Origin of the sequence: uncultured Oscillibacter sp., assembly GCF_910587525.1 — a bacterium.
Lineage (GTDB): Bacteria > Bacillota > Clostridia > Oscillospirales > Oscillospiraceae > Oscillibacter.
In genome coordinates this window covers 1-22,836 of record NZ_CAJULS010000020.1, presented here as the reverse complement: position 1 = coordinate 22,836, position 22,836 = coordinate 1, and the positions used below count along the sequence as shown (strand labels likewise).

Sequence of the window (22,836 nt, the reverse complement as noted above, 5' to 3'; positions counted from 1 at the left end):
TGCTGGTGGGCGGCATCGGCATCATGAACATCATGCTGGTCACCGTCACCGAGCGGACCCGTGAGATCGGCATCCGCCGGGCCATCGGCGCCCAGCGCAGCTCCATTGTCACCCAGTTTTTGATTGAGGCGGCCATGCTCTGCGGCATCGGCGGCGTCATCGGCATCCTGCTGGGCACAGGCGGCAGCCTGCTGGCGGGAAAGCTGCTGTTCCAGATGACCATTTATCCGGCGGCCTGGATCACCCTCAGCGCCTTCTCGCTGTCGGTGGCCCTGGGCGTGATCTTCGGCATCTATCCCGCGGCCAAGGCCGCCAAGCTCCAGCCTGTGGAGGCCCTCAGGGCGGAATAAGGAGGAAGAACATGAAGAGATTTTTGAGTTTTCTGCTGGCGGCGGTCATGGCGTCGTCCCTGCTGGTTCTGCCAGCGGGGGCGGCGGACGTGGTCCGCTTCTCCGACGTGACGGACCGGAACACCATCATGGCCGTGGAGTCCCTGCGGCTCATGGGAGTGCTGGACGGCTACAACGACAACACTTTCCGCCCCGGCGCGGCGCTGAACCGGGCCCAGTTCTGCAAGATGGCGGTATACGCCATGAACGGCGAGGAGGAGCTGGGCCTCTACAACACCGTCACCATCTTCCCGGATGCCAAGCCCACCCACTGGGCCTCGGCCTACATCAACATGGCCTCCCGAAAGGGCATCATCGCGGGCTATCCCGACGGCAGGTTTCACCCGGAGCGGACCGTCACCGTGGGACAGGCCGTGACCATTCTTCTGCGGATGCTGGGCTATGAGGACAAGGACATCGGCGGCGTGTGGCCCGCCAGCTACATGGCAGTGGGGGCCACCGTGGGCCTCACCGACGGCATCGGCACCAACGGAAACGCCACCCTCACCCGGGGCCAGGCGGCACAGCTGTTTTTGAATCTGCTGCGTGCCGACATGAAGGAGAAGGGCAGCTATCTCAGCTCCCTCAAGGCCACCGTTCTGGAGAATCAGGTGCTGGTGACCTCCTCCGCCAGGGGCTCCGACGGGCTGGAGACCGCCATGAAGCTGGCCTCCGGCGACGCGGTGTATCAGATGGCCTCGGGCAAGGCGTCCAACGGAGCCTTAAATGGCCTGCGGGGCACTCTGGTGCTGAACAAGAGCGGCAAGGTCATCACCTTCGTGCCAGACGCCATGGGCGTGCAGATGACCATCACCGTGGCCAGCACCAAGGCCAGCCAGATCGTGGACGTCAGCGGCGCAACCTATACCGTTACCGGCCAGGCCAAGACCTACTACAACGGTGAGGAGAAGCCCTGGAGCGAGGTGTTCTCCTGGGTCAGCGCCGGCAGCACCGTGACGCTGTACCTCAACGCCGCAGGCGGTGCGGACTACATCTTCGTGGGCGGCGGCTCCGAGGCCAACTCGGCGGTCATTGTCTACGAAAACGGCTCCACCGCCGGGTTTGCGGATCTCACCGGCGGCAGTACGAATTATAAGCTCTATAAGAACGGAGCGGAGGTCCTGGCCAGGGATATCCAGAAGTACGACGTGGCCACCTACGCCCCCGCTACCAACTCCATCCGGGTGTGCGACACCCGCATCACCGGCTTCTACGAGAGCTGCTCTCCCAGCCCCGATGACCCTGAGGAGATCACTGTGCTGGGCCACGCCTTCCCGGTGCTGGCCACGGCCCGGGAGAGCATCTCCAAATTCAAGCCCGGCGACCAGCTGACCCTCCTTTTGACGGAGGGGAACCAGGTGGCCGGAGCCGTGGAGGCCAAGGGCGCCGTGGTTACCAGCAATGCCATCGGCATCGTCCGGGAGGGTGGCCGTGTGGACCTCCTGTGCGGCATCACCCTCACCGGCGAAAGCGAGGACGGAAAGGATCTGGTGGGCCAGCTGGTCCGGGTCTCCTCCACCTACCGGGGACATCTGACTCTCTCACGCCTCAGCGGCGGAAACGCTAACGGCAATCTGGACGTGGCGGAGCGCACCATGGGACAGCGGAAGCTGGCGGACAATGTGATGATCTTCCAGAACGGCGTGGACGGTGCGGAGCCCGTGAGCCTCAGCAGCCTGACGGATGGGATCATTCCCTCTGGAAGGATCGCCTACGCCCGGGTGAACTCCGCCGGCAAGGTGGACCTGATCGTCATCAACTCCGGCATTGACAGCACTGTGATCTATGGACGTGTGTATGTGGAAATCGCGAGCAGCGAGGTGCCAATTAAGAATGAAGCAGGTGAGGATGATACGAAACTGGTCACTTGGGAGACGCTGGGGGTGGAATACGGCAATAACAAGCGCACAAAGGCCTTTGCCATGCGCTACGATGTCAATGGCGGAGACTATGTGGCGGTAACGCTGAACCGCGCCAACAGCGGTTTCTCCAGCCTGAAAAAGCTGGACGAGACCAAGAATGTTCCCAACTCCGCCTGGACCAGCGAAAATCTGGTCACCATCGGCGGCCGGACCTACAAGGTGCCCTCCGACGTCCTGTGCTACAACCGGGACATGAAACTGTGGGTGACCCTGGCCGAGGCCCACGCCTATTCCGACCACTGCAATATCTATATCGACGGCGGCTATGTCCGGTGTATCGAGGTCGGGAGATAGGATTTCCATAAATAAAAAGAGCGTGTTTCAACCTGGAAACACGCTCTTTTTTATATTGTGGAACCAGTTAAAATAAGTGATGGCTTTCGACCGAAGCCGCTGGGGCTTTGCCCCAGCCCCCACCGCCCTTTGAAAAGGACGGCCCTGAATTTTCATATTATATCACCTGAAACAGGTAGAATTTCAAATAGTTCGTCTCCTCTACGCCCCAGAGTATGGGATGGTCGCAGCTCTGCTGCCGTGCCTCGATCTGCCGCAGCTGGACGCCCGCGTCATGGGCGGCGTCCCGGAGCATGGCCAGAAACCGGCCCTCCTCCGCGAAGTGGGAGCAGGAACAGGTGGCGAGATAGCCGCCCCTTGGCAGAAGCCGCATGGCCCGGTAATTGATCTCCTTGTACCCAGACATGGCGTTGGCAACGGTTTTCCGGGACTTGGTGAAGGCCGGCGGGTCCAGAATGACGAAGTCATACCGGGGCGGTTCCTTTTCCAGCCGGGGCAGCAGGTCGAACACGTCCGCCGCCAGGAAATCCATCCGGGCCTCCAGGCCGTTGCGGGCGGCATTGGCCCGGGCCATCTCCACGGCGGACTCCGACACATCTACGGCGGTGACGTGCTCTGCGCCGCCCAGGGCGGCGTTCAAAGCGAAGGAGCCGGTGTGGGTGAAGCAGTCCAGCACGGTTTTTCTGGCCGCCAGCCGGCCCACGCACCGGCGGTTGTACTTCTGGTCCAGGAAAAACCCGGTTTTCTGTCCGTTTTCCACGTCCACCAGATAGCAGATGCCGTTTTCCGTGATTTCCACCAGGGGAGAAGCAGGAAATTCCTCCCCGGGGAGGGGGAACCAGCCTTTGTATTGGGGCAGGCCCTCCTTATCCCGCAGAGACACGTCGTTCCGCTCGTAGATTCCCCGGATTGCCTGTCCATCCTGCCGCAGAATCTCCGCCAGCATGGGCAGCAGCGTCCCTTTGATCCGCTCCATCCCCACGGACAGCACCTGCACGGAGAGGAGATCGTGGAATTTATCAACTGTCAGCCCCGGAAAGGCGTCCGCCTCGCCGAAGATGATCCGGCAGCAGTCCAAGTCCTGGGGCTCCATCACGGTTTTGCGGTAGTCCCAGGCCCACTGGAGCTTTCGCCGCCAAAAGGCTTCGTCAAAGCGGTCGTTGGCGTTGCGGGAGAGGAGGCGTACCCGGATTTTGGACTGCTCTGAGAGAAAGCCGGTTCCCAGATACCGCCCTTTTTTGCTGAGAACATCCACCAGTCCGCCGTTCTCTGCCTCGCCCTCCACGGCCAGTACCTCCTGACCGTAGACCCAGGGATGACCCCGGAGGATGGCGGCTTCCGCCTTGGGAGTGACGGTGTAAATGGGGTAGGTTCGTTTAGCTTTCATCAACAATGCCTCCGATGCGGTCCGGAGCGAAGTTGCTGGCCTTGCCGGGCCTGTCAACGCTCTGAACGTCAGATGTTTTTATTTGACTACTATATCACATTCCGCTTCCAATTGCCATATAAATAAGTGAGAAGGAGGAGACCACCATGCCTACGATCTATTTAAGCCCCAGTACACAGGAATGGAATCAATACGTTACTGGCAGCGGCTCTGAGGAGTACAATATGAACCTGCTGGCGGACGCCCTGGTACCCTATCTGCTCTCCAACGGCATTCAATATAAGCGGAACCGGCCGGAGATGACTGCCGGGGCCTCCGTCCGGGAGGCCAACGCCGGGACCTACGACTTCTACCTGGCCCTGCACTCCAACGGCGCGCCGGAGGGACACTACGGCGAGGAGCGGGGGATTATCGCCTTTTACTATCCCGGCAGTTCCAAAGGCCAGCGGGCGGCGGAGCTGATTGCCGAGGAGCTGCGAAAGATATATCCTCTGCCCAACAAGGTCACCACACGGGAGACCACTACCCTGGGGGAGGTGAGCCAGTCCAAGGCCCCGGCGGTACTGGTGGAAATCGGCTACCACGACAATTACGCTGACGCCACATGGCTGGAGGGACACTGGGACGATATCGCCCAGCAGCTGGCCCGAGCGTTGACCCGGTTTTTCGGCCTGCCGTTCATCTACCCCATGACCCCGGTGGAGGGTACTGTACGGGTGAACTACGGTACACTGAACCTGCGCAGCTACCCGTCCCCCAAGGGAAATATCGTGGCGAACCTGCCCAACGGCGCCAGCGTTACGATCTACGGTGAATGGCAGGGCTGGTATGTGGTCCACTATGGGGATTATGTGGGCTATGCCGCTGCGGCGTATATCAACACATAAGAGCAAAAGACCAAACGAAAAAGCGGGCTGCTGCCCGCTTTTTTGGCTGTTGTGGAGATAGGGCTGCGGGTGAGTCCCTTTGCGGGAAAAACTAGAAAAAAGGATTGACAAAAGGAAACTACTGTGATAGTATAGCAACATAAACTATTGCAATAGTTTGCGGAGGTGCCACTATGACAGTAAAACTCTTTGACTCGGAACTGAAGGTAATGGACGTTCTCTGGAGAGACGGCGACCGGACTGCCAAGGAGATCGCGGGTATCCTGAGAGAGGAAATTGGCTGGAACACCAATACCACTTACACAGTCATTAAGAAGTGCGTGGCCAAGGGAGCCATCCGGCGCAGCGAGCCAGGCTTCCAGTGTCATGCCCTGATCTCCAAGACGGAGGTCCAGGCGGCGGAGACGGAGGCCCTCATCGGTAAGCTTTTTGACGGCTCCCCGGACCTGCTCTTCGCATCGCTCCTGGACAGCCGGAGGCTTTCCGCGGAGCAGCTGGAGCGGCTGCGGAAGCTGGTCGCCGCCGTAGAAAGGGAGCCCCGGCTATGAGTATTCTGGAACGGGGAGCAGCGGGAGCGGTGTTGATTTTTGCCGCGGCGCTGCTGCGGGCGGCAGTGGGCCGGCGGCTGCCCCGGCGGGTCTTCGGGCTGCTGTGGTGGGCGGCGTCACTGCGGCTGCTGCTGCCCTGGGAGATGCACTCCCGGTTCAGCGTCTACAACCTCTTTGCCGCAGCCTCTCAGACAGCCGCGCCCCGTCCGGCCGGGGAGGCTGCCGCGGTACACCCCTTGCCGGGGGCGATTCCGCCGCTGCCTGCGGTGCCGCAGGGAATTATTCCCAACCCGATTCCGGAGGTTTCTGCCTGGACGCTGATCTGGCTGTCTGGGACGCTGCTGCTGGCGGGCTGGTTTGCCGTCTCCTGCCTTCGCTGCCGCTGGAAGTTTCGGGTATCCCTCCCTGTAGACAGCGGCTTTGTCCTCCAATGGCTGGAGAGACATCCCCGCATCTCCGTGCGGGTGTCCGACCGCATCTCCGGACCCCTGACCTATGGCATTCTGCGCCCTGCCATCCTCTTGCCTAAGGCGATGGACTGGGAGAATGAGACGGCCCTGACCCACATTTTGACCCATGAGTATGTGCATATCCGGTATCTGGACGGACTGACCAAACTGGTCTTTGCGGGGACACTGTGCGTCCACTGGTGGAACCCGTCGGTTTGGCTCATGGCCGTTCTGGCGAACCGGGATCTGGAGCTGGCCTGTGACGAGGCCGTGGTGCGCCGCCTGGGAGATCCGGCGGCCTATGCCCGGACCCTGCTGGCTATGGAGGAGGCCCGGGCCGGGCTGTGCCCGCAGTTTGCCCAGAGCCCCATTGAAGAAAGGATAAAAGTAATGATGAAATTCAAATCAAAACGTGCCTCTGCGTTGGCCGCAGTTTGCGCTCTGCTGCTGGTGGCATGTGTTACCACCGCTTTTGCCACCTCTGCAAGGGAGGAAACGGAGAGCCTGGCGGACCAGCTGGCGGCCAGCGTCTCCTGTCAGGGAGACATGCTGTCTTTCACCCTGCCTGAGGGGGAGGCAGAGTGGGAGCTGTGGATCTCCGGGCGCATTCAGGCTGACGGCATGACCATGAGTGTCCACTATTTGGAGGCGGAGAGCGCCGCCCAGAGCTGGGAGCCGGGGAAGACCTATCAATTCCAGCTAGCGGAAGCCGTCTATGACGAGCTGACCATCAACGGCACTCATGGCCGGGAGAACATCGACCTAGACCTGCTGCCCCATGTGCCCCGGCCAGCGGACGGGAATTTCTCCGCTGTGGTGGAGGCCAGCTGGGCGGAGACCTTGGCGCCTTATCTGCCTTTGGGGCTGGAGTACACCTTCGACGACCCGGACGGGGACGGCAACGGCCTGCGCATGACCTTCCGGGGACGGGAGGTCCGGGGCATTGTGGACGGGGAGACCTGGATCACGGAGCACACTGGAAACGGCCTCTTTGACGAGGACGCCGGAGAGGTGCGGGCCGTTTACGAAAACGGCGTTCTGACGGACCTGGAGTTCCTCAGCGGGGAGGAGCAGGCGGCGTTTACCGCACAGCGGGAGAGCGCCGGGGAGAGCATGGTATGGCCCGTGACGGATTTCAGGGCCATTGTCGCCAGTTTCAACCCCCGTGCAAACCCCGGCGGAGAGGGTGATCTGGTTCACATAGGCGTAGATGTTGCGGCACCGGCGGGTACAGATATTTTCGCCGTGCTGGACGGTATTGTGACGGAGTCTGGATTTGAAGCGACCCTGGGCAATTATGTGATGTTGGACCATGGAAATGGTTTGGAAACACGGTATGCCCACTGTCAGGAGCTGTACGTGGAGGCGGGCAACGCCGTGGAGCAGGGGCAGGTGATTGCCAAGGTGGGCTCCACGGGCCGGTCCACCGGGCCCCACCTCCATTTTGAGGTCTGGCAGGATGGAGAGCCGCAGGACCCCTTGTATTATGTCTACACCTCAGAGTCTTTGAAGGAATTTATGAAAGACAGGCAGTAAAATATTGTAAAAAAGCTCCTCTGAAATTTCAGAGGAGCTTTTTTCTGTGCGGAAATCCCTGTCCCCAAAATTTTATGTAAGATAAGATTGACACTTGACTTTCATAAAATTAAAGTTTATACTTAATTTTATGAAAGGAGGGAGCCTGTGGAGAACATCCCTATCTGGCTGGCGGACCTGGAGGACGAGGACGCGGCCTTTATCAAGAAATTTGTCCTGGCCTCCGGCTCGCTGAAAGAGGTGGCGGCCCTGTACGGCGTCAGCTATCCCACGGTGCGTCTGCGGCTGGACCGGCTGATTCAGAAAATCAAGATCAGCGAGACGGCGGAGGCGGACCCCTACGTGTCATTGGTGAAGCGGCTGGCGGTGGATGACAAGCTGGATTTTGACACGGCGAAAATTCTCATCGGCGAGTACCGAAAGACAAAGGGGGGAACGTAAATGCACCTGCCGGGAATTTCGATTGGCATCTATCCGAGTTTTTATTTTTCGATCAACCTGGTTGATCTTCCCTGGTTCCTCCTTGGCTTTGCGGGAATCATCGCGCTTCAAATCGCTCTTTCCCGACGAGAGCGGTGGTGGCCGGGGTTGATCCTGCCGGCGGCATGGCTGCTCTGGACGCTGGCGGTGACTATCCCGCAGATGGTGTCGTTCATTAGGGACGGGGATCGGTGGTTCCGGGTGGCCGTGGAGCTGGGCCTGCCGGCGCTTGCCATGGAAAACGTCCCAAACCTGATCCCGCTGGCTGTCTATGCCGTGTGCCACCGGCTCCGGTGGCGCAGGGAGAGACGGCAGCTGAAAAAGACCCAGATCGACGACTTGTAAAGGAGGAGCTTATTATGGCAATCGCGTCAAGAATGCTCGTTATCTCGTTGATTGTACTGCTAGTATTTGTCGTGGGCGGCGTTCTATTGCAAATCTTCCTCTCCCGGCGGGAGAGCCGCTGGCCGGGGCTGATCCTGCCCCTGCTGACTTTTCTCAGTTCCCTGCTGCTGCCCGTAAATGTCATGGATACCGGCAGCGTGTCCCGGAACATTTTGCTGGTGCTGGTGACGCTGCTGGCGGGGAACATCCCCACGCTGATCCTGCTGGCCATTTACTGGGCGGCCCGGAAGAAATACCGTGTCCGGGAGCAGATGGAGAAGATGGGAAAACAGGACATCAACGAGCTGTAAACAAACCGCCCTCCCGGCCGGGAGGGCGGTTTATCAATCGTGGGCCCGGGGAAGATTCCAGTGGTAATAGGCGGAGAGAAAACGGATGAAGATCACCGTAACGGCCCCGGCTCCCATGGCGTACAGCTCCAGCCCGGGGAGCCACAGCAGGGTACAGGCCAGCGCCCCCGCCAGAGACGCGGAGGCGTAGACATGCTTGACAAAGATGTAGGGGGTATCTCCAGCCATCATATCCCGCAGGACGCCGCCGCCCACGCCGGTGACCACGCCCACGAACACCAGCAGGAACACCGTGGGTTCCCACACCTGGGTGTAGGCGATCTGAACGCCCATGACGGTGAAAATACCCAGGCCCAGGGTGTCCATCAGCAGCATGGCCATGTCATAGAGCGCTTGGTTATGGGTCAGCAGGCGGCGGACCCTGGGCAGAAACAGTACCAGGGAAGTCACTACCGCCATGGCGGCGTAAATGGGGTTCTGAAAGGTGGCGGGAGGCGTATTGCCAAGAATCACGTCCCGAATGACGCCGCCGCCCACGGCGGTGGTGAGCCCCAGAATGCACACGCCGAAGAGGTCCATGTTCTTCCGCAGGCCCGTCATGGCCCCGGAGGCGGCGAAGGAGAGAACCCCCACCAGCTCGACGATTAAAATGACAGTATCCAAGGGAGGTCACCGCCTTCCGGAGCGTACCATCTCCATGAAGGCCGCCGCAGCGGCGGTGGGTGTCACGTCCTGTAGGGTGCACATATCTACGCTGCGGGCGGGGATGTCAAAGTCCGTTTTCAGCTGCCGGATCTCCTTGGCCTCCAGAGCCTCTTTCACAAACTCCAGCGTCACCCCGGCCACGCCCAGGCCGATGGCGGCCAGGGATACTAGGAGCTGGCGGGAGGAGAGCTCGATTTCAGGCGTCAATGTAACGCCGCCCTTGGCAAAATACTGCTCCAGAAAGACCCGGCTGCTGGCCTTTCGCTCCAGCAGGATCAGGGGAAATGCGGCGATCTCCTGGAGGGAGTGGACGTGGTCAAAATCGCAGTCGTAGCCGCTGCCGGCCACAAAGGCGGTGTGAGTGGAAAAGCAGGGCCAGGCGGTCAGGCCGCTCTCCGCGGGGGAGGAGGCAAAGGCGATGTCCACGCCCCCGGAGCGCAGGAGCCCCAGCACCTTTGCGCTGCGTCCGCTGACGATTTTCAGCCGGATGCCGGGATGTTCGCGGTGGAAAGTCTCCAGATAGGGGGTGAGAAAGAGGCTGGTCACCGTGTCGCTGGCGCCGATGACCAGCGTGCCCAGCAGCAGCTGCTGGGCCTGGGAGAGCTTGTCCTCCCCGGTGGCGATGAGCCCCAGGGCGCTGCGGACGTACTGGTAGAGCATTTGGCCCTCTCCGGTGAGGGTGACGCCCCGGGGGCTGCGGGCGAAGAGCCGGGCCTGGAGGGCGGTTTCCAGCTGTTTGATAGACTGGCTCACCGCCGACTGGGAGATGTACAGATTTTTCGCCGCCTCGGAGATGTTGCCGGCTTCTGCGACTTCTTTGAAAACGCGGTAGAGCTCCAGTTTGACTGCCATAGAGGGGACCTCCTTTTTACTGCTTGGCGGGCAGAGGGGAATGTATTCCTGCGGAATCCGTCCCACGGGAGTGAAACGGGGGATTCGCGCCTCAGGCGGGAGAGTTTTGCCTGTTTTTGGCAGGCAGGATGAGCTCTGCTGCCGTTTTGGGGAGCAGCAGCTTTTGGGACAAATATTTATAGTGTTTATTAGCAATACTACTATTATAATGGAAAAATTATGAAAAAACAACACTCAATTTCCGGAGGGAATCTAAATCAAGCCTTTCCAAACAGAGGCTTTTCTGATATACTACCCCGTGAGATAATTTCAACAGCGGAGGAAGGCATATGCAGTATCACATTCTGGCCATCGGCGATGTGGTGGGAGAGCCGGGACTGCGGCATTTGGAGAAGAACCTGCGGGCCCTGCAAAAGTTCAAACAGATTCATTTCACTGTGGTCAACGGCGAGAATGCCGCCGGTGTGGGCCTGACGCCAGAACAGGCGGAGCGCATCCATGATGCCGGAGCCGATGCGGTGACGCTGGGTAACCACTCCTTTGGCAAGATGCAGATCAAAAATTTTCTGGAGGACGCCCCCTGGCTGCTGCGGCCCGCCAACTACACCGGGCGGTCGCCGGGGCACGGCTGTGAGATATTTGATCTGGGGGCCGTCCGGGTGCGGGTGATAAACCTCATCGGCCGCTGTGATCTGGCCTGGGGGGCGGAGAATCCATTTACCACGGCGGACAAGCTCCTGAAAGAAGGGGAGGCGGCGTTCACTCTGGTGGATTTTCACGCCGAGGCTACCAGTGAGAAGCTGGCTATGGGGTACTATCTGGACGGGCGGGTCTCCGCCCTGTGGGGGACCCACACCCACGTTCCTACCGCCGACGAGCGGATTTATCCCAAGGGCACCGGATACTTGACGGACCTGGGGATGACGGGGCCGGTGGAGTCCGTGCTGGGCATCGAGCCCTGGCAGTCGGTGGAGAGCTTTCTGGGCGGCCTGCCGGGGCGGTACCGCCAGCCGGAGGGCCCCTGCAAGATGCAGGGGGCGGTTTTTACTTTGGACAGCAGCACCGGTCTCTGCATTGCTGTGGAGCGGGTGGATATCCGGTAAAGCGCGTGATATTTTGAAATAAAGAGAGGAAACCTGTCATGTCGATTCAAAAGGTAAGAGCCTATTTTAAGGAGCGGGGCATCGCGGACCGCATCCGGGAGTTCGACGTCTCCTCTGCCACGGTGGAGCTGGCGGCGGCGGCCGTGGGCGTAGAGGGCGCCCGCATCGCCAAGAGCCTCAGCTTTAAGGTGGAGGATAGTCCCATCATCGTTGTGGCGGCGGGAGACGCCAAGGTGGACAACGGCAAGTACAAGGCCCAGTTTCACACAAAGGCCAAGATGCTGACCCACGAGGAGGCCCACGACCTTATCGGCCACGATGTGGGCGGGGTGTGCCCCTTTGCCCTGCCGGAGGACGTGAATGTCTATTTGGACGTGTCTTTGAAACGGTTTGAGACAGTCTATCCCGCTGCCGGCAGCAGCAACAGCGCCATCGAGCTGACCTGCGGGGAGCTGGAGCAGTATTCCTCCAATTTTATGGAGTGGGTAGACGTCTGCAAAGCCTGGGAGTGATGTTTTTGAAAGGGAAGCGGCTAAAAAGAAATGTAACGCGGATTATCCGCCGCGTGATTTGGCGGGAGGCAGGGTTATGCTGAAATTCATCCACGGAGCGGATTTTCACATGGACAGCGCCTTTGGAGCGCTGACGGCCCGCCAGGCGGCCGGCCGCCGCCGGGAGAGCCGGGAGCTGGGGTTTCGGCTTGCAAATTATGTAAACCAAAACGGCATTGATTTGGTACTGCTGGCAGGTGACCTGTTTGACAGCGCTAGCGCCTTCCGGGAGACAGGGGAGCAGTTGGCGGAGGCCCTGGGGCAGATGGAGGCAAAGGTGTTTATCGCCCCGGGGAACCACGACTGGGCAGGCCCCGGCAGTCCCTGGATGAGGATCGGCTGGCCGGAGAATGTGTATGTGTTTCGGGAGGGCTGCCTCGCTGCTGTGGACCTGCCGGAGTGGAATTTGACGGTTCACGGTGCAGCCTTCACCGCCCCTGAGCAGGCGGAGAGCTTTCTGGCGGGGTTCAGAGCCCCGGAGGACGGACGGGTCCACATCGGAGTGCTCCACGGGGAGATCGACCCGCCGGAGGCCCGGTACGGCCCCATTGAAAAAGAGGAGATCGCCGCCAGCGGCCTCCATTACCTGGCCCTGGGGCATATCCATAAGCGAACGGAGCCCCTGTGGTTTGGAAAGACTCTCTGTGCCTGGCCGGGCTGTATCGAGGGGCGGGGCTTTGACGAGCTGGGGGAAAAGGGGCTCTATCAGGGGACTATCGGAGAAAACGGCCGGATCTCACTGGAGTTTGTTCCTTTTGCCCAGCGGCGTTATGAGATCTTAGAGGTGGACGTGACGGGCTGTTCCCCCCGCTCCGCCGTGGAGGCGGCCCTGCCGGAGGACACTGCACGGCATTTGTACCGCGTTATACTGACCGGGGAGACCGGCGAGGGCGGCGCAGATGTCCGGGGCCTTCAGGAGGCTCTGGCGGACCGGTTCTACGCACTGGAGATTCGAGACCGCACCCATATGAAGGAGGACATCTGGGCCCGGGCGGAGGAGGACTCCCTGCGGGGGCTGTTCCTCCGGGAGCTGCGGCAGCGGCAGGCGCAGAGCGAGGCGGAGCGCGAGATCATCGATCAGGCGGCCCGTTTCGGCCTGGCGGCGCTGGACCACCGGGATCTGGGGTGAGGCGTATGAAGAAGATTTTGCTTATCGGCACCGGCGGCACCATCGCCTCGGAGATGACGGAGGGGGGACTGACGCCGGAGCTGACCACGGAGCAGCTCCTATCCCAGGTCCCGGCTATCTCCGGCATCTGCGGCGTGGAGTGCATCCAGCTTTTGAATCTGGACAGCACCAACATCACCCCCGGCCACTGGCAGATGATGGCCCGGTGCGTCCGGACCCATTATGGGGAGTACGACGGCTTTGTCATCACCCACGGCACGGATACCATGGCCTATACGGCGGCGGCTCTCAGCTATCTCATCCAGGGCAGTCCCAAGCCCATCGTCCTCACCGGGGCCCAGAAGCCCATCGGCTTTGACTCCACGGACTCCAAGGTCAACTTGATGGACGCATTCCGCTGCGCGGCGGAGGATCTGCCGGGAGTTTCCATCGTATTCAATAACCGGGTGATTCTGGGCACCCGGGCGAAAAAGACCCGGTCCAAGAGCTTTCAGGCCTTCTCCAGCATCAATTACCCCGACTTGGGTGTTCTGCGGGACGGCGTGCTGCTGCGCTATATCCGGCAGGCGTGTAGAGAAGCGCCGGTGTTTTTTGACCGGCTGGATACGAAGGTAGCGCTTTTGAAGCTGGTTCCCGGTGTGGACCGGGGACTGGCGGACTACCTTCTGGAGCGGAATGACGCGCTGATTATTGAGAGCTTCGGTGTGGGCGGTCTGCCGGAGGACAGCGGCCTGTACGACTGCGTCCGGGATGCCATGGCGGCGGGGAGGACCGTGGTCCTCACCACCCAGGTGGAGAACGAGGGCAGCGACCTGGGGGTATACCATGTGGGTCATGCCCTGAAAAATGACCTGGGTGTGCTGGAGGCCTACGACATGACCACCGAGGCAGTGGTGGCGAAGCTGATGTGGATTCTGGGCCAGACCCGGCAGAGAGAAGAGATTGTCCGCCTTTTCTATACGCCGGTGGCTCAGGATATCCTGTGGCCCGCCGGATGAGCGGAACATATAGTTGAAGCACTTGAAAATCCGCAAATTGCGGATTTTCAACCAGCGGGGCGAAGCCCTGCTGGACGGGCATTGCCCGTGTGCCTCAACTATGAATCAAACACACGCCCGCTTATACGGGCTCTGGCGGCAGTTTTACTGCCGCCAGGTTGAAAAGAATCATTCTGATTCTTTTCAAGTGTGCTGACTATAAATAGCGCCCCCGCGCCGCACAAGCGGCGCGGGGGCGTTTGATGTCAGTTACTGCAGTACGGTGTCCAGGGCCTTCATCAGCTCATCAATATCAATGGGCTTTGCGATGTGCCCGTTCATCCCGGACCGGAGGGCCTCCTGTTTATCCTCCTCAAAGGCGTTGGCGGTCATGGCCAGGATGGGGATGGCGGCCAGATCCGGATTTTCCAGTTTTCGGATGGCCTGGGTGGCATCATAGCCGTTCATCACCGGCATCTGGACATCCATCAGTACCAGCTGGTAATGGCCGGGCTGGGACGTGCGCAACATCTCCACAGCGGTCTGCCCGTTTCCGGCGATTTCCACAGAGAAACCGACCTCTTCCAGAATGGCCTGGGCAATCTCCTGGTTCAGCTCATTATCCTCCGCCAGCAGGATACACCCTGTGCGGACTGCGGGCTTCTCCTCCGTTTCAGGCAGGGATATTTCCTCTGTACCTACCACGGAGAGCAGGCAGCTGCGCAGTTCAGAGAGGAACAGCGGCTTGCTGCAAAAGGCGGTGATACCGGCTTCCCGGGCCTCGTCTTCGATATCGGACCAGTCGTAGGCGGTGAGGACGATGATGGGAACATCCTCGCCGCACTCCTTTCGGACCCGCCGGGCCACCTCTACGCCGTTCATGTCCGGCAGCAGCCAGTCAATGATGTATACATAGTATTGGTCGTTTCGCATCACGGCCTGACGGGTCCGCAGTACAGCCTCCTTGCCGGAGAGAGTCCACTCCGCCCGCATCCCGATCTGCTGGAGCATACTGGAGACGCTGTCGCAGGTGTTGAAATCGTCGTCCACTACCAGGGCCCGGCTGTTCTTCAGTTCCGAAATGGTCTGGGGAACTGCCGCGTCGGAGCACAGGCGGAAGGAGATGGTGACGGTAAATTCGGTGCCTGCGCCCTGACGGCTCTGTACGTCAATAGCGCCGTTCATCATATCCACGATGTTTTTGGTGATGGCCATGCCCAGGCCGGTGCCCTGGATGCCGCTGGTGGTGGAATTTCGCTCCCGCTCAAAGGGTTCAAAGATACGGGAGACGAACTCCTCGCTCATGCCGATGCCCGTATCCTTGACGCGGAACTCGTATTTGGCCCAGCCCGCCGGAGCTCCGGGCATTTCAATAACCCGGACGCTGACCACTCCGCCGGCGGGTGTGTATTTGATGGAGTTGCCCAGCAGGTTTAAAAGGACCTGATTCAGCCGCAGCCTGTCACAGTAGATGCCCTCGTTTTTCACGTCTACCGCGTCCATATACAGCTCCAGCTGCTTGGCGTGGACATCCGCCTGGACGATGTTGCGCAGGCCGTGGAGGATGTCCGGCAGGCTGCAGGGCTTCTCCTCCAGGAAAATTTTGCCGCTCTCGATACGGCTCATGTCCAGCACGTCGTTGATCAGGCTCAGCAGGTGGTTGCCGGAGGTCATGATCTTCTTGAGATATCCCGCCACCTGCTCCTTCTGGTCGATGTGGGTGGTGGCCAGAGCGGTAAAGCCGATGATGGCGTTCATAGGTGTGCGGATGTCGTGGGACATGTTGGAGAGGAAGGTGCTCTTGGCCTTGCTGGCCCGGTTGGCTTGGGCGAGGGCATCTTCCAGCAGGGCTTTTTTCTCCATTTCGGACCGGGTTTCCTCATCCACACTGCGGAAACCCAGCACCACGCCGTGGCTGCTGTCCCAATCCCCGGTGCGGACGGCCTTCATCTGGAAGTAGCGCGTCTCTCCGCCGCAGAGGGTGCGGTAATTAAGATAGAAGGTGCTGCGTTCGTCCAGCTCCTCCCGCAGGGATTCAATGGAGACAGCCTGCCGCAGCATTTCCTGGTCGTCCTCATAGACACAGGTCTGTATGTAGCGCTCCATGCTGTGCTCAATGGGATGCTTGCCGTCAAAAAGGGAGTCCAGAATATGGAAAGGGCAGGCGTGGGTTCGGATGGGCTCGCCCAGTCCGGTGTTCAGGTCGAAAAAGCATACCAGATTGTAGTCGGAGGCCAATGCCTGGACCAAGCTTCTGTGCCGCCGCTCGGTCTCCATCCGGACCTCCCGCTCCCGCTGTTTCTGGGCGGTGCAGTCCAGCAGGAAGCGCTGATAGAACAGGTCGCCGCCCTTCCGAATCAGCTTGATGTTGCCCATGACGTGGCGAAGGGTGCCGTTGGTGTGCCGGACCTGGTACTCCACATTGACGCTGTCGCCCTCCCGGTGCAGGGAGAGGATGGCCTCCCGCAGCTTCGGCTTGTCCTCATCCAGAACGGAGGCGGCGACCATGTCGAATCCGTCCGCCGCCAGCTCCGCCTCGGAGGAGTATCCCAGAATCTCCAGTGCGGCCCGGTTGACGCTGAGGATGCGGGAGCCGTCCAGACTGTGGCACATGATGCCGCAGTCCATAGTGGTGAAGAGGGTCTCCAGGGTCTGGGTCTTGGCAATCAGCTCCTGCTCATAGGACCGTTCCTGGGTAACATCAATGGCGATGCCTACAGTGCCCATGACGCTGCCGTCCATATCGTACAGGGGAGATTTATAGGTGGTCAGCAGCCGGGTGCCGCCGCCGGTCTGAACGGTCTCCTCGGACACGCAGGTCTCCCGGTTCTCCATGACGATCCGCTCCGACTCGATGCAGGCGGGGTCGTCCTGCTCCACGTCCCAGATATAGGCATGGCCCCGGCCCTGCACCTGCTCCTTGGTCTTGCCCACGGTTTCGCAGAAGCTGTCGTTCACCTTCTCATGGATGCCGTTTTTATCTTTGTACCAGATCAGGTTGGGAGTGCTGTTAATGGTGGCCTCCAGGAAATGGTTGATCTGCCAGGCGTCGGCGCGGTCCTTCACCAGTGTCTGGAGCCGCCGGAGGCGGAAGCTCAGCTCTCCGCTGGACATGGGCAGAATCCAGAGGTCGGCGGCTGTGTCCAGACAGGGCTCAAGGGCATGGATCTGCGCCTGCTCTGTCAGAAGGATCAGCGCAGCCTCCGCCTTTTTTTCGGAGGCCAGCAGCGCCGCGGCCTCTGGCCCGTCCAGCTCCCGCAGGTCGGCCAGGATCACGTCCGCCTGGGCGGCCAAGGCTTTGTCCGGCTGGCTGCTCTGTGAAACTGTGTGTGTAAAATGCTCCAGTGGAGGAATCGCCCTGACCGCGTCCGGCAGTTCCTGCCGATGGCTCAGACAATAGAAGTGCAAATGACAGTGATACATGATGATCCTCCCCAAAAAGCCAGGGTCCCTGAATAGGGACGTGGCTCTATGCATAATCATTTTCATTTTAATAGACTTCCGGCGTTGTGTCAATATCACAAAAGCGGGAATCTGCGGCGGAGGATGGGAGAAAAATCCTCTGTTCATTGACGGGGATGGTTCGCTGTGATATCTTATTGTCTATCAAAAACAAGGAGCGTGAACGCCATGCGAGGAATTCCATTGGAAGAGCGTAAGGCATTGGGGGCGCTGCTGGATACCCGGTCCCAGGCAGAGGTCATGGCACAGATATCCCAGTTCGGGGAGGCAGAGACAGGCAACTTTGCGGAGCCGCTGGAAGCGGTTCCGGAGACGCTGGGGGCGCTGATGTTCAATATGGAGCGGGGAGTCCACCTGAAGGAAATTCAGGATTTCCTGCGGGACTGTCCAAACATCCGGCCATTCGACCTGATCCTGGCCAACGAGCTGGACGACGGATGCGCCCGGTCCGGCAACAAAAACACCGCCCGGGAGCTGGCGCAGGCCTATAACCTGAACTACGCCTGGGGGCTGGAGTTCATCGAGCTGGTGGATGACGAGAACGAGAAGGGCTTCCACGGCAACGCCGTGTTTTCCCGCTGGCCTATCCGCCGGGCGGGTGTGATCCGCCTGCCGGAGCAGTACAACTGGTACTTTGACCGGCAGAGGCGCATCGGGGGCCGCCTGGCGGTGTTCGCGGAGCTGGACGTGGGCGGGCGGCCTCTGGGGGCCGTGTCCATCCACCTGGAGAACCGCACCCACGGCGAGGGCCGCCGGCGCCAGATGGAGACCATCCTGGAGGCGGTGGAGCGGGAGCTGCCGGATATGCCAGTGATTCTGGGAGGCGACCTGAATACCAACACCTTTGACGGCCGGGACAAGGAGGATATCGGGGACATCGCCGGAAGCCCGGAGCTGCGCCGCCGGTGCCTGGAGGACGTGTTCCAGTTTGAGGAATTGCTGCCCATGGCGGCGGAGGCAGGCTATGAGATTGTGCCCGGGGAGCCGAAGATGACCCGGCGCAAGCCCCTGCCGGGAGGGGACTTCCTGCCCCTGCGTTTGGATTGGATTCTCCTGAAAGGCGCCTCGGCAGGGGAGAGCCGCATGGTCTCCACTGCCCGGGAGGATCTCACCTATGCCCGCCCCGGCTCGGCCCTGGCCGCTTTTACCGGTGCGGAGCTGTCCGATCACAACGCGGTCTGGGCCATGTGCCGGCTGCTGTGAGCGTACAGCCGGTCCGGAGGCTGGGGGATATTTTGAAAATAACGGCTGGTCCGCCGTCCGCAATCCCGGCGGGCCAGCCTTTGTGATGGAGAGGGGGAGCGGGAGATGAACGAGACCCTGCGGAAGGACGCGGAACAGATCATCCAGGCAAGTCTGAGGGCCGTCCAGCCGGATGCGGCGGTGCGCCGGGCGCTGGAGAATTACGACTCCCGGGGCGGGAGGACGGTGCTGGTGGCCGCCGGAAAAGCTGCGTGGCAGATGGCCCGGGCGGCAGTGGACGCCCTGGGCCGTGTGGACGGCGGCATCGTGATTACCAAATACGGCCATGTGAAGGGCGATATCCCCGGCGTTGCCTGCTGTGAGGGCGGGCATCCCGTGCCGGATGAAAACAGCTTCGCAGCCACCGGCAGGGCGCTGGAGCTGGTGCGGGGACTGGGGGAGAAGGACACCGTGGTGTTCCTGCTCTCCGGCGGCGGCAGTGCCCTCTTTGAAAGGCCCCGCGTCTCCGGTGGGGAGCTGCGGGACATCACACAGCAGCTGCTGGCCTGTGGCGCGGACATTGTGGAGATCAATACGGTCCGCAAGCGGCTGAGCCAGGTCAAAGGCGGGCGGTTTGCCCGGCTCTGTGCCCCGGCCCGGATATTCAGTATCGTCCTCAGCGATATCCTGGGCGATCCGCTGGATATGATTGCCAGCGGACCCGCCTATCCGGATTTCTCTACCTGTGCCCAGGCGGAGGCCGCAGCGGAGAAATACGGTCTGCGTTTGACGCCGGAGGCCCGGCTTCTGCTGAGAGAGGAGACGCCAAAGAAACTGGACAATGTGCGCACCGAGATCACCGGCAGTGTCCGGGAGCTGTGCGCGGCGGCGGCAGAGCAGTGCCGGGAGCTGGGCTATGAGCCGGTGCTGCTGACAGACCGCCTCTGCTGTGAAGCCCGGGAGGCGGGGAGCTTCCTGGCCAGTATCCTCAGGACACACGCCGAAGAGGGGCGGCGCCTTGCCTTCATTGCCGGAGGAGAGACGGTGGTCCATCTGACCGGCAGGGGGCTGGGCGGCCGGAACCAAGAGCTGGCCCTGGCGGCATCGCCCGGTATCAGCGGAATCTCCCACGGGGCGTTGTTCTCTGTGGGCAGCGATGGGACCGACGGTCCCACGGACGCCGCCGGCGGCTATGTGGACGGGGATACTCTGTCCGCCCTGGAAGAAAAGGGGCTGGAGGTGTACAAGGTGCTGGCGGACAATGACGCCTACCACGCCCTGCAGGCGGTGGACGGACTGATCTTCACCGGTCCCACGGGCACCAATGTCAACGACGTGGCGGTGGCGCTGCTGCGGCCGTGACTACGGCCCCGCCGGCTTCCGGCTTGGATTGAGATTTTACGCAGGAGTGAGAGATATGTCCGCAAAGATTCGAGAGCTTGCCGGGCAGTTTGTCCGGCCCCGCATGGGCCGCAGGCTGCTGGCTCTGACGCTCAGCCTGGTCGTGATTGGCGTCTGTGTGGCGGTCTTCAAGGCGGTGGGCTTCGGAACAGATCCCTGTTCCACCTTTACCCTGGGGGTATCCGCCCGTACCGGTGTGTCCTTTGGGACCTGCCAGCTGGTGTTCAACCTGCTGCTGTTCCTTCCGGTCCTCCGGTATGACCTTTCCCGCATTGGGATCGGAACCATTGGCAACATGGTGGGCGTGGGCTATATCGCGGATTTCTGTATGGGGCTCATACAGCCGGCGATCCCGGCGGAGGGCCTGCCTATGACGGTCAGGATTGTGATGTTTCTGCTGAGCATGGCCGGCTTTTTAATCGCCGCGGCCTTTTATATGGTGGCGGACCTGGGCGTGGCTCCCTATGACGCCGTTCCCCAGCTGATTGCCGCCCGCACAAAGCGATGGAGCTGCCGCCGGGTCCGGATGGCCTGGGACATCTCCGTTCTGTCCGTGGGCTTTTTCCTGGGTTCTACGGTGGGGCTGACGACGGTGCTTACCGGTTTCTGCCTGGGGCCTGTGATCGCGTTGATCTCGGACCGTGCCGGCGGGTGGTTCGCATAGGGAGGCGCTGCATCTCTTCAGCGGCAGAAATACGGGTCGGCAAAAAAAGCCGGAGAACTTGCAAAAATGCAATCTCCGGGCTTGGGTAGAAGCTGGGGCTTGATATTCAATTTCAGACCCGATGGATCAGTACAGCCAGGTCGCGGGTGTACTGTTCCGGCAGGTGTGCCGCTTTGCGGCGATTACAGAGACGGCCTCCCCTTTTCTGTCCGGTCAGGCGAGAACGCAACAGGCAAGACTGACGGATTTTTGTGGCGCGGCTGCGTCATAATACAGGCGCGGAGAACCGTCAGCAGGTTTTGGGGAAGGCACTTCCCAACAAATAGCAGACCAGGGGGGAGAAATGAGAGAAAGCAAAATTTGGGCCACGGGTCGATATTTGCTATTGCTTATTGTAGCCATGATATTTGTCTTTCAAAATGCGTTTTTCGCCCAAATGCTTTACCAAAAACTCCGGAACCAATTTTTTCTTCTTGTCGTAAGAGCCGGATGCCCTAAATGGGCGGAAAATAAATCCCCTTCTGTCTGCGATTTATGCAAGTAGCCGGAATAGCGGGGCGACTGTCAATTTGACCAATGCCATTAAGTTAACCAGAAGTTACCAAAAAGATAGTGGCGAGGCAGGCAGGGGCGTCAACGCGCGGGGACATACACAGGAGAAATGCGGTTGCCGGCAACCACGGGTCTGGGATAGCTGCGGTCTGGGCGGCAGGGCAGGAGATTACGCTCCAAGAAGCGGATCACGTCAAAGGCCACGCCCCGGAGGACTTGGCAACAGAAGTAAACCGCATCGGAGAAATTGACGCGGCGTTTGTATTTGGACTTGCCTCGGGTCGTGTCTACACCCCAGGCGGCGGCCTGGGCAAAGTTAAAAATGATGAAGGCGGACATGATCTCCTGAAGGATCAGCTCTGGCCTCTTGGAGTGCAGATGGACCATGCCCACGGTATATTTCAGCTGCCGGAAGGAGGTTTCAATGCCCCATCGTCTGGCGTAAAGGCTGCGCAGCACATCGGGCGGGAATTGATCCGGATCCAGGTTTGTGATGAGGGTCTCCGTACTTCCGTCATGCAGCAGCAAGCGAACAATTCTGGCGGAAAACAGATAAAAACCGGCGCTGCCGGGTTCCAAATCATCAAATGGGACCTGATTTGGAAGGCGGCAGTAGGCCTCCGGGACAGGGATGCCCCGCCGCTCCAGCTGCCGCACGGTCAGTCGTCCCAGCGTAACACGCACCGGGAGGTCAAATTCTGGCTGATCGGGCAGCGTGATCCCGTAAGCATAGGTTCTGTTCCGGTCCTTGAGGCGAATCAGATACTTCCAGCCCCTTTGCTCCAGACGGGCAAAGCTGTTGTACGCCTCATACCCCCGGTCCGCCAGCAGGATCACAGGCTCCGGAATGGCGGACCGCCCCGCCATTTCACACAAGGCTGCGTCTTCGTTTTTGGTGTGCTCCTTCTGCACCAGGGCGTCGGTATAGATGCCGTTCTCCAGATCATAGAGCGCGTTGATGTGGTACAGATTCCAGCCGTGCTGCCGCTCTGTGCCCGGCCGGTAGGCGTCTGCGTCCTCGGGATATGACGTGGATTTCAGGGAAGTGCCGTCTGCGGCCAGCAGCCGGTAACCCCGAAATCTCTTTGGCGCATCCAGAGCATCGGTGAAACGGTGGAACAACTCAAAAAATGCACGAGGCAGCAGCTTTTTCCGCTGCTGGACAAAGGCGCCTGCCGACGGAGTGTCGATCTCATTCCCAAAATATCCGAGCAGTCCCTTCCAGACGCTTTTTTCGTCCATGGTCAGGATGAGTTTCATCAGCGCGGGCAGCGTCAGCGAACGCCGCCGGGTAAAATCTTTGCCTGGATTTTTAGCGTACCGCTCCGGGTGATTCCCCATTTCCTCGATCATGGACAACAGTGTATCCCTCAACCCTTCAGCTGTGTATTTCATGTGCCCGCCCCCTGAAAATCAATCTCGTTTTCAGGGCCTTGCCGCACATTTTTTTGCCTTTGTCAAGGGCTTTTTTCTTTCTTTTGGAATTTATTGGTTAACTTAATGACATTGCTCACGGTGAGACGCATTTTTTGGAGGGAAAGAAGATGTCCGAACACACGATAACGACAGATTGTGTCTGGAGAAATTGGCTGGGCGGGACGGTAGACGGCCTGCCCATGAAGCAGAAAGCGGGCCGCAGAAAGAAAGGCTTTTCCGCAAATGAGCTGCAAA

General features: G+C 60.3%; 21 protein-coding genes. 15 read left to right on the top strand and 6 right to left on the bottom strand.

What is annotated here, in order from left to right; genetic code table 11:
• The coding region (locus tag QZ326_RS03620; RefSeq protein ID WP_295741260.1) for an ABC transporter permease at positions 1-350 on the top strand (350 nt) is incomplete at its 5' end.
• A gap of 11 nt (positions 351-361) precedes the next feature.
• Entirely contained in the window at positions 362-2,605 is a 2,244-nt protein-coding gene (locus QZ326_RS03615; protein WP_295741258.1) for an S-layer homology domain-containing protein, read from the top strand.
• A 157-nt stretch (positions 2,606-2,762) separates the two neighbouring features.
• Here the strand turns inward: QZ326_RS03615 and QZ326_RS03610 are convergent, their stop codons facing one another.
• On the bottom strand, positions 2,763-3,992 hold the full coding sequence (locus QZ326_RS03610) for a class I SAM-dependent rRNA methyltransferase (protein ID WP_295741256.1): 1,230 nt from the start codon (positions 3,990-3,992) through the stop codon (positions 2,763-2,765).
• 146 nt (positions 3,993-4,138) lie between these two features.
• Here QZ326_RS03610 and QZ326_RS03605 point away from each other — a divergent pair, with 146 nt between their 5' ends.
• The 6 genes from QZ326_RS03605 (at position 4,139) to QZ326_RS03580 (ending at position 8,587) form a co-directional block, all read left to right on the top strand.
• On the top strand, positions 4,139-4,879 hold the full coding sequence (locus QZ326_RS03605; RefSeq protein WP_295741255.1) for an N-acetylmuramoyl-L-alanine amidase: 741 nt from the start codon (positions 4,139-4,141) through the stop codon (positions 4,877-4,879).
• 173 nt (positions 4,880-5,052) lie between these two features.
• Positions 5,053-5,427, top strand: coding sequence for a BlaI/MecI/CopY family transcriptional regulator (locus tag QZ326_RS03600; protein ID WP_295741253.1), 375 nt, complete (start codon positions 5,053-5,055; stop codon positions 5,425-5,427).
• Positions 5,424-7,412, top strand: coding sequence for a M23/M56 family metallopeptidase (locus QZ326_RS03595; protein ID WP_295741251.1), 1,989 nt, complete (start codon positions 5,424-5,426; stop codon positions 7,410-7,412). The genes QZ326_RS03600 and QZ326_RS03595 overlap by 4 nt, the downstream gene beginning before the upstream one ends.
• Positions 7,413-7,559: 147 nt before the next feature.
• Positions 7,560-7,853 (top strand): DUF2089 family protein, encoded by a 294-nt coding sequence (locus QZ326_RS03590; RefSeq protein ID WP_295741249.1) that lies wholly within the window; start codon positions 7,560-7,562, stop codon positions 7,851-7,853.
• Positions 7,854-8,237 carry a hypothetical protein gene (locus QZ326_RS03585; RefSeq protein ID WP_295741247.1) on the top strand — a complete coding sequence of 128 codons (384 nt, stop codon included), beginning with the start codon at positions 7,854-7,856 and terminating at the stop codon, positions 8,235-8,237.
• Positions 8,238-8,251: 14 nt separating this feature from the next.
• Positions 8,252-8,587, top strand: coding sequence for a hypothetical protein (locus QZ326_RS03580; RefSeq protein ID WP_295741245.1), 336 nt, complete (start codon positions 8,252-8,254; stop codon positions 8,585-8,587).
• A 33-nt stretch (positions 8,588-8,620) separates the two neighbouring features.
• Here QZ326_RS03580 and QZ326_RS03575 read toward each other — a convergent pair whose 3' ends face one another.
• Positions 8,621-9,250 carry a trimeric intracellular cation channel family protein gene (locus tag QZ326_RS03575; RefSeq protein WP_295741243.1) on the bottom strand — a complete coding sequence of 210 codons (630 nt, stop codon included), beginning with the start codon at positions 9,248-9,250 and terminating at the stop codon, positions 8,621-8,623.
• Positions 9,251-9,256: 6 nt separating this feature from the next.
• A complete protein-coding gene (locus QZ326_RS03570; protein WP_295741240.1) occupies positions 9,257-10,144 on the bottom strand; it encodes a LysR family transcriptional regulator in 888 nt (295 codons plus the stop codon).
• A gap of 329 nt (positions 10,145-10,473) precedes the next feature.
• Here QZ326_RS03570 and QZ326_RS03565 point away from each other — a divergent pair, with 329 nt between their 5' ends.
• The 4 genes from QZ326_RS03565 to QZ326_RS03550 all read left to right on the top strand — a co-directional run bounded on the left by QZ326_RS03565 (position 10,474) and on the right by QZ326_RS03550 (position 13,925).
• Positions 10,474-11,247 (top strand): TIGR00282 family metallophosphoesterase, encoded by a 774-nt coding sequence (locus QZ326_RS03565; protein ID WP_295741238.1) that lies wholly within the window; start codon positions 10,474-10,476, stop codon positions 11,245-11,247.
• 38 nt (positions 11,248-11,285) lie between these two features.
• Positions 11,286-11,759, top strand: a complete 474-nt coding sequence (locus QZ326_RS03560) for a YbaK/EbsC family protein (protein ID WP_295741236.1) — start codon at positions 11,286-11,288, stop codon at positions 11,757-11,759.
• Positions 11,760-11,835: 76 nt separating this feature from the next.
• A complete protein-coding gene (locus QZ326_RS03555; RefSeq protein ID WP_295741233.1) occupies positions 11,836-12,927 on the top strand; it encodes a DNA repair exonuclease in 1,092 nt (363 codons plus the stop codon).
• Positions 12,928-12,932: 5 nt separating this feature from the next.
• A complete protein-coding gene (locus tag QZ326_RS03550) occupies positions 12,933-13,925 on the top strand; it encodes an asparaginase (protein WP_295741231.1) in 993 nt (330 codons plus the stop codon).
• A 249-nt stretch (positions 13,926-14,174) separates the two neighbouring features.
• On the opposite strand, the gene QZ326_RS03545 is transcribed toward QZ326_RS03550, so the two are convergent.
• Entirely contained in the window at positions 14,175-17,327 is a 3,153-nt protein-coding gene (locus QZ326_RS03545) for a PAS domain-containing hybrid sensor histidine kinase/response regulator (RefSeq protein WP_295741228.1), read from the bottom strand.
• Between the two features lie 207 nt (positions 17,328-17,534).
• Between QZ326_RS03545 and QZ326_RS03540 the strand changes: the two genes are divergently transcribed.
• From QZ326_RS03540 to QZ326_RS03530, 3 genes are all read left to right on the top strand, one after another.
• The gene (locus tag QZ326_RS03540; protein ID WP_295741227.1) at positions 17,535-18,569 is read left to right on the top strand and encodes an endonuclease/exonuclease/phosphatase family protein; all 1,035 of its coding nucleotides are present in this window, start codon (positions 17,535-17,537) and stop codon (positions 18,567-18,569) included.
• Positions 18,570-18,674: 105 nt separating this feature from the next.
• Positions 18,675-19,910 (top strand): glycerate kinase, encoded by a 1,236-nt coding sequence (locus tag QZ326_RS03535; RefSeq protein WP_295741225.1) that lies wholly within the window; start codon positions 18,675-18,677, stop codon positions 19,908-19,910.
• A 55-nt stretch (positions 19,911-19,965) separates the two neighbouring features.
• Positions 19,966-20,613 (top strand): YitT family protein, encoded by a 648-nt coding sequence (locus QZ326_RS03530; protein ID WP_295741223.1) that lies wholly within the window; start codon positions 19,966-19,968, stop codon positions 20,611-20,613.
• A gap of 633 nt (positions 20,614-21,246) precedes the next feature.
• On the opposite strand, the gene QZ326_RS03525 is transcribed toward QZ326_RS03530, so the two are convergent.
• Together QZ326_RS03525 and QZ326_RS03520 are read right to left on the bottom strand one after the other, a co-directional pair.
• Positions 21,247-22,560 (bottom strand): IS4 family transposase, encoded by a 1,314-nt coding sequence (locus tag QZ326_RS03525; RefSeq protein WP_295741221.1) that lies wholly within the window; start codon positions 22,558-22,560, stop codon positions 21,247-21,249.
• A gap of 62 nt (positions 22,561-22,622) precedes the next feature.
• Positions 22,623-22,836: hypothetical protein (locus QZ326_RS03520; protein ID WP_295741219.1), on the bottom strand; the 214-nt coding region annotated here is incomplete at its 5' end.

Bases quoted from the DNA above. Each gene is read 5' to 3' on its own strand.
- QZ326_RS03615 (WP_295741258.1), top strand. From the start codon at position 362: ATGAAGAGATTTTTGAGTTTTCTGCTGGCGGCGGTCATGGCGTCGTCC.
- QZ326_RS03610 (WP_295741256.1), bottom strand. From the start codon at position 3,992: ATGAAAGCTAAACGAACCTACCCCATTTACACCGTCACTCCCAAGGCG.
- QZ326_RS03605 (WP_295741255.1), top strand. From the start codon at position 4,139: ATGCCTACGATCTATTTAAGCCCCAGTACACAGGAATGGAATCAATAC.
- QZ326_RS03600 (WP_295741253.1), top strand. From the start codon at position 5,053: ATGACAGTAAAACTCTTTGACTCGGAACTGAAGGTAATGGACGTTCTC.
- QZ326_RS03595 (WP_295741251.1), top strand. From the start codon at position 5,424: ATGAGTATTCTGGAACGGGGAGCAGCGGGAGCGGTGTTGATTTTTGCC.
- QZ326_RS03585 (WP_295741247.1), top strand. From the start codon at position 7,854: ATGCACCTGCCGGGAATTTCGATTGGCATCTATCCGAGTTTTTATTTT.
- QZ326_RS03580 (WP_295741245.1), top strand. From the start codon at position 8,252: ATGGCAATCGCGTCAAGAATGCTCGTTATCTCGTTGATTGTACTGCTA.
- QZ326_RS03570 (WP_295741240.1), bottom strand. From the start codon at position 10,144: ATGGCAGTCAAACTGGAGCTCTACCGCGTTTTCAAAGAAGTCGCAGAA.
- QZ326_RS03565 (WP_295741238.1), top strand. From the start codon at position 10,474: ATGCAGTATCACATTCTGGCCATCGGCGATGTGGTGGGAGAGCCGGGA.
- QZ326_RS03560 (WP_295741236.1), top strand. From the start codon at position 11,286: ATGTCGATTCAAAAGGTAAGAGCCTATTTTAAGGAGCGGGGCATCGCG.
- QZ326_RS03555 (WP_295741233.1), top strand. From the start codon at position 11,836: ATGCTGAAATTCATCCACGGAGCGGATTTTCACATGGACAGCGCCTTT.
- QZ326_RS03550 (WP_295741231.1), top strand. From the start codon at position 12,933: ATGAAGAAGATTTTGCTTATCGGCACCGGCGGCACCATCGCCTCGGAG.
- QZ326_RS03545 (WP_295741228.1), bottom strand. From the start codon at position 17,327: ATGTATCACTGTCATTTGCACTTCTATTGTCTGAGCCATCGGCAGGAA.
- QZ326_RS03540 (WP_295741227.1), top strand. From the start codon at position 17,535: ATGCGAGGAATTCCATTGGAAGAGCGTAAGGCATTGGGGGCGCTGCTG.
- QZ326_RS03535 (WP_295741225.1), top strand. From the start codon at position 18,675: ATGAACGAGACCCTGCGGAAGGACGCGGAACAGATCATCCAGGCAAGT.
- QZ326_RS03530 (WP_295741223.1), top strand. From the start codon at position 19,966: ATGTCCGCAAAGATTCGAGAGCTTGCCGGGCAGTTTGTCCGGCCCCGC.
- QZ326_RS03525 (WP_295741221.1), bottom strand. From the start codon at position 22,560: ATGAAATACACAGCTGAAGGGTTGAGGGATACACTGTTGTCCATGATC.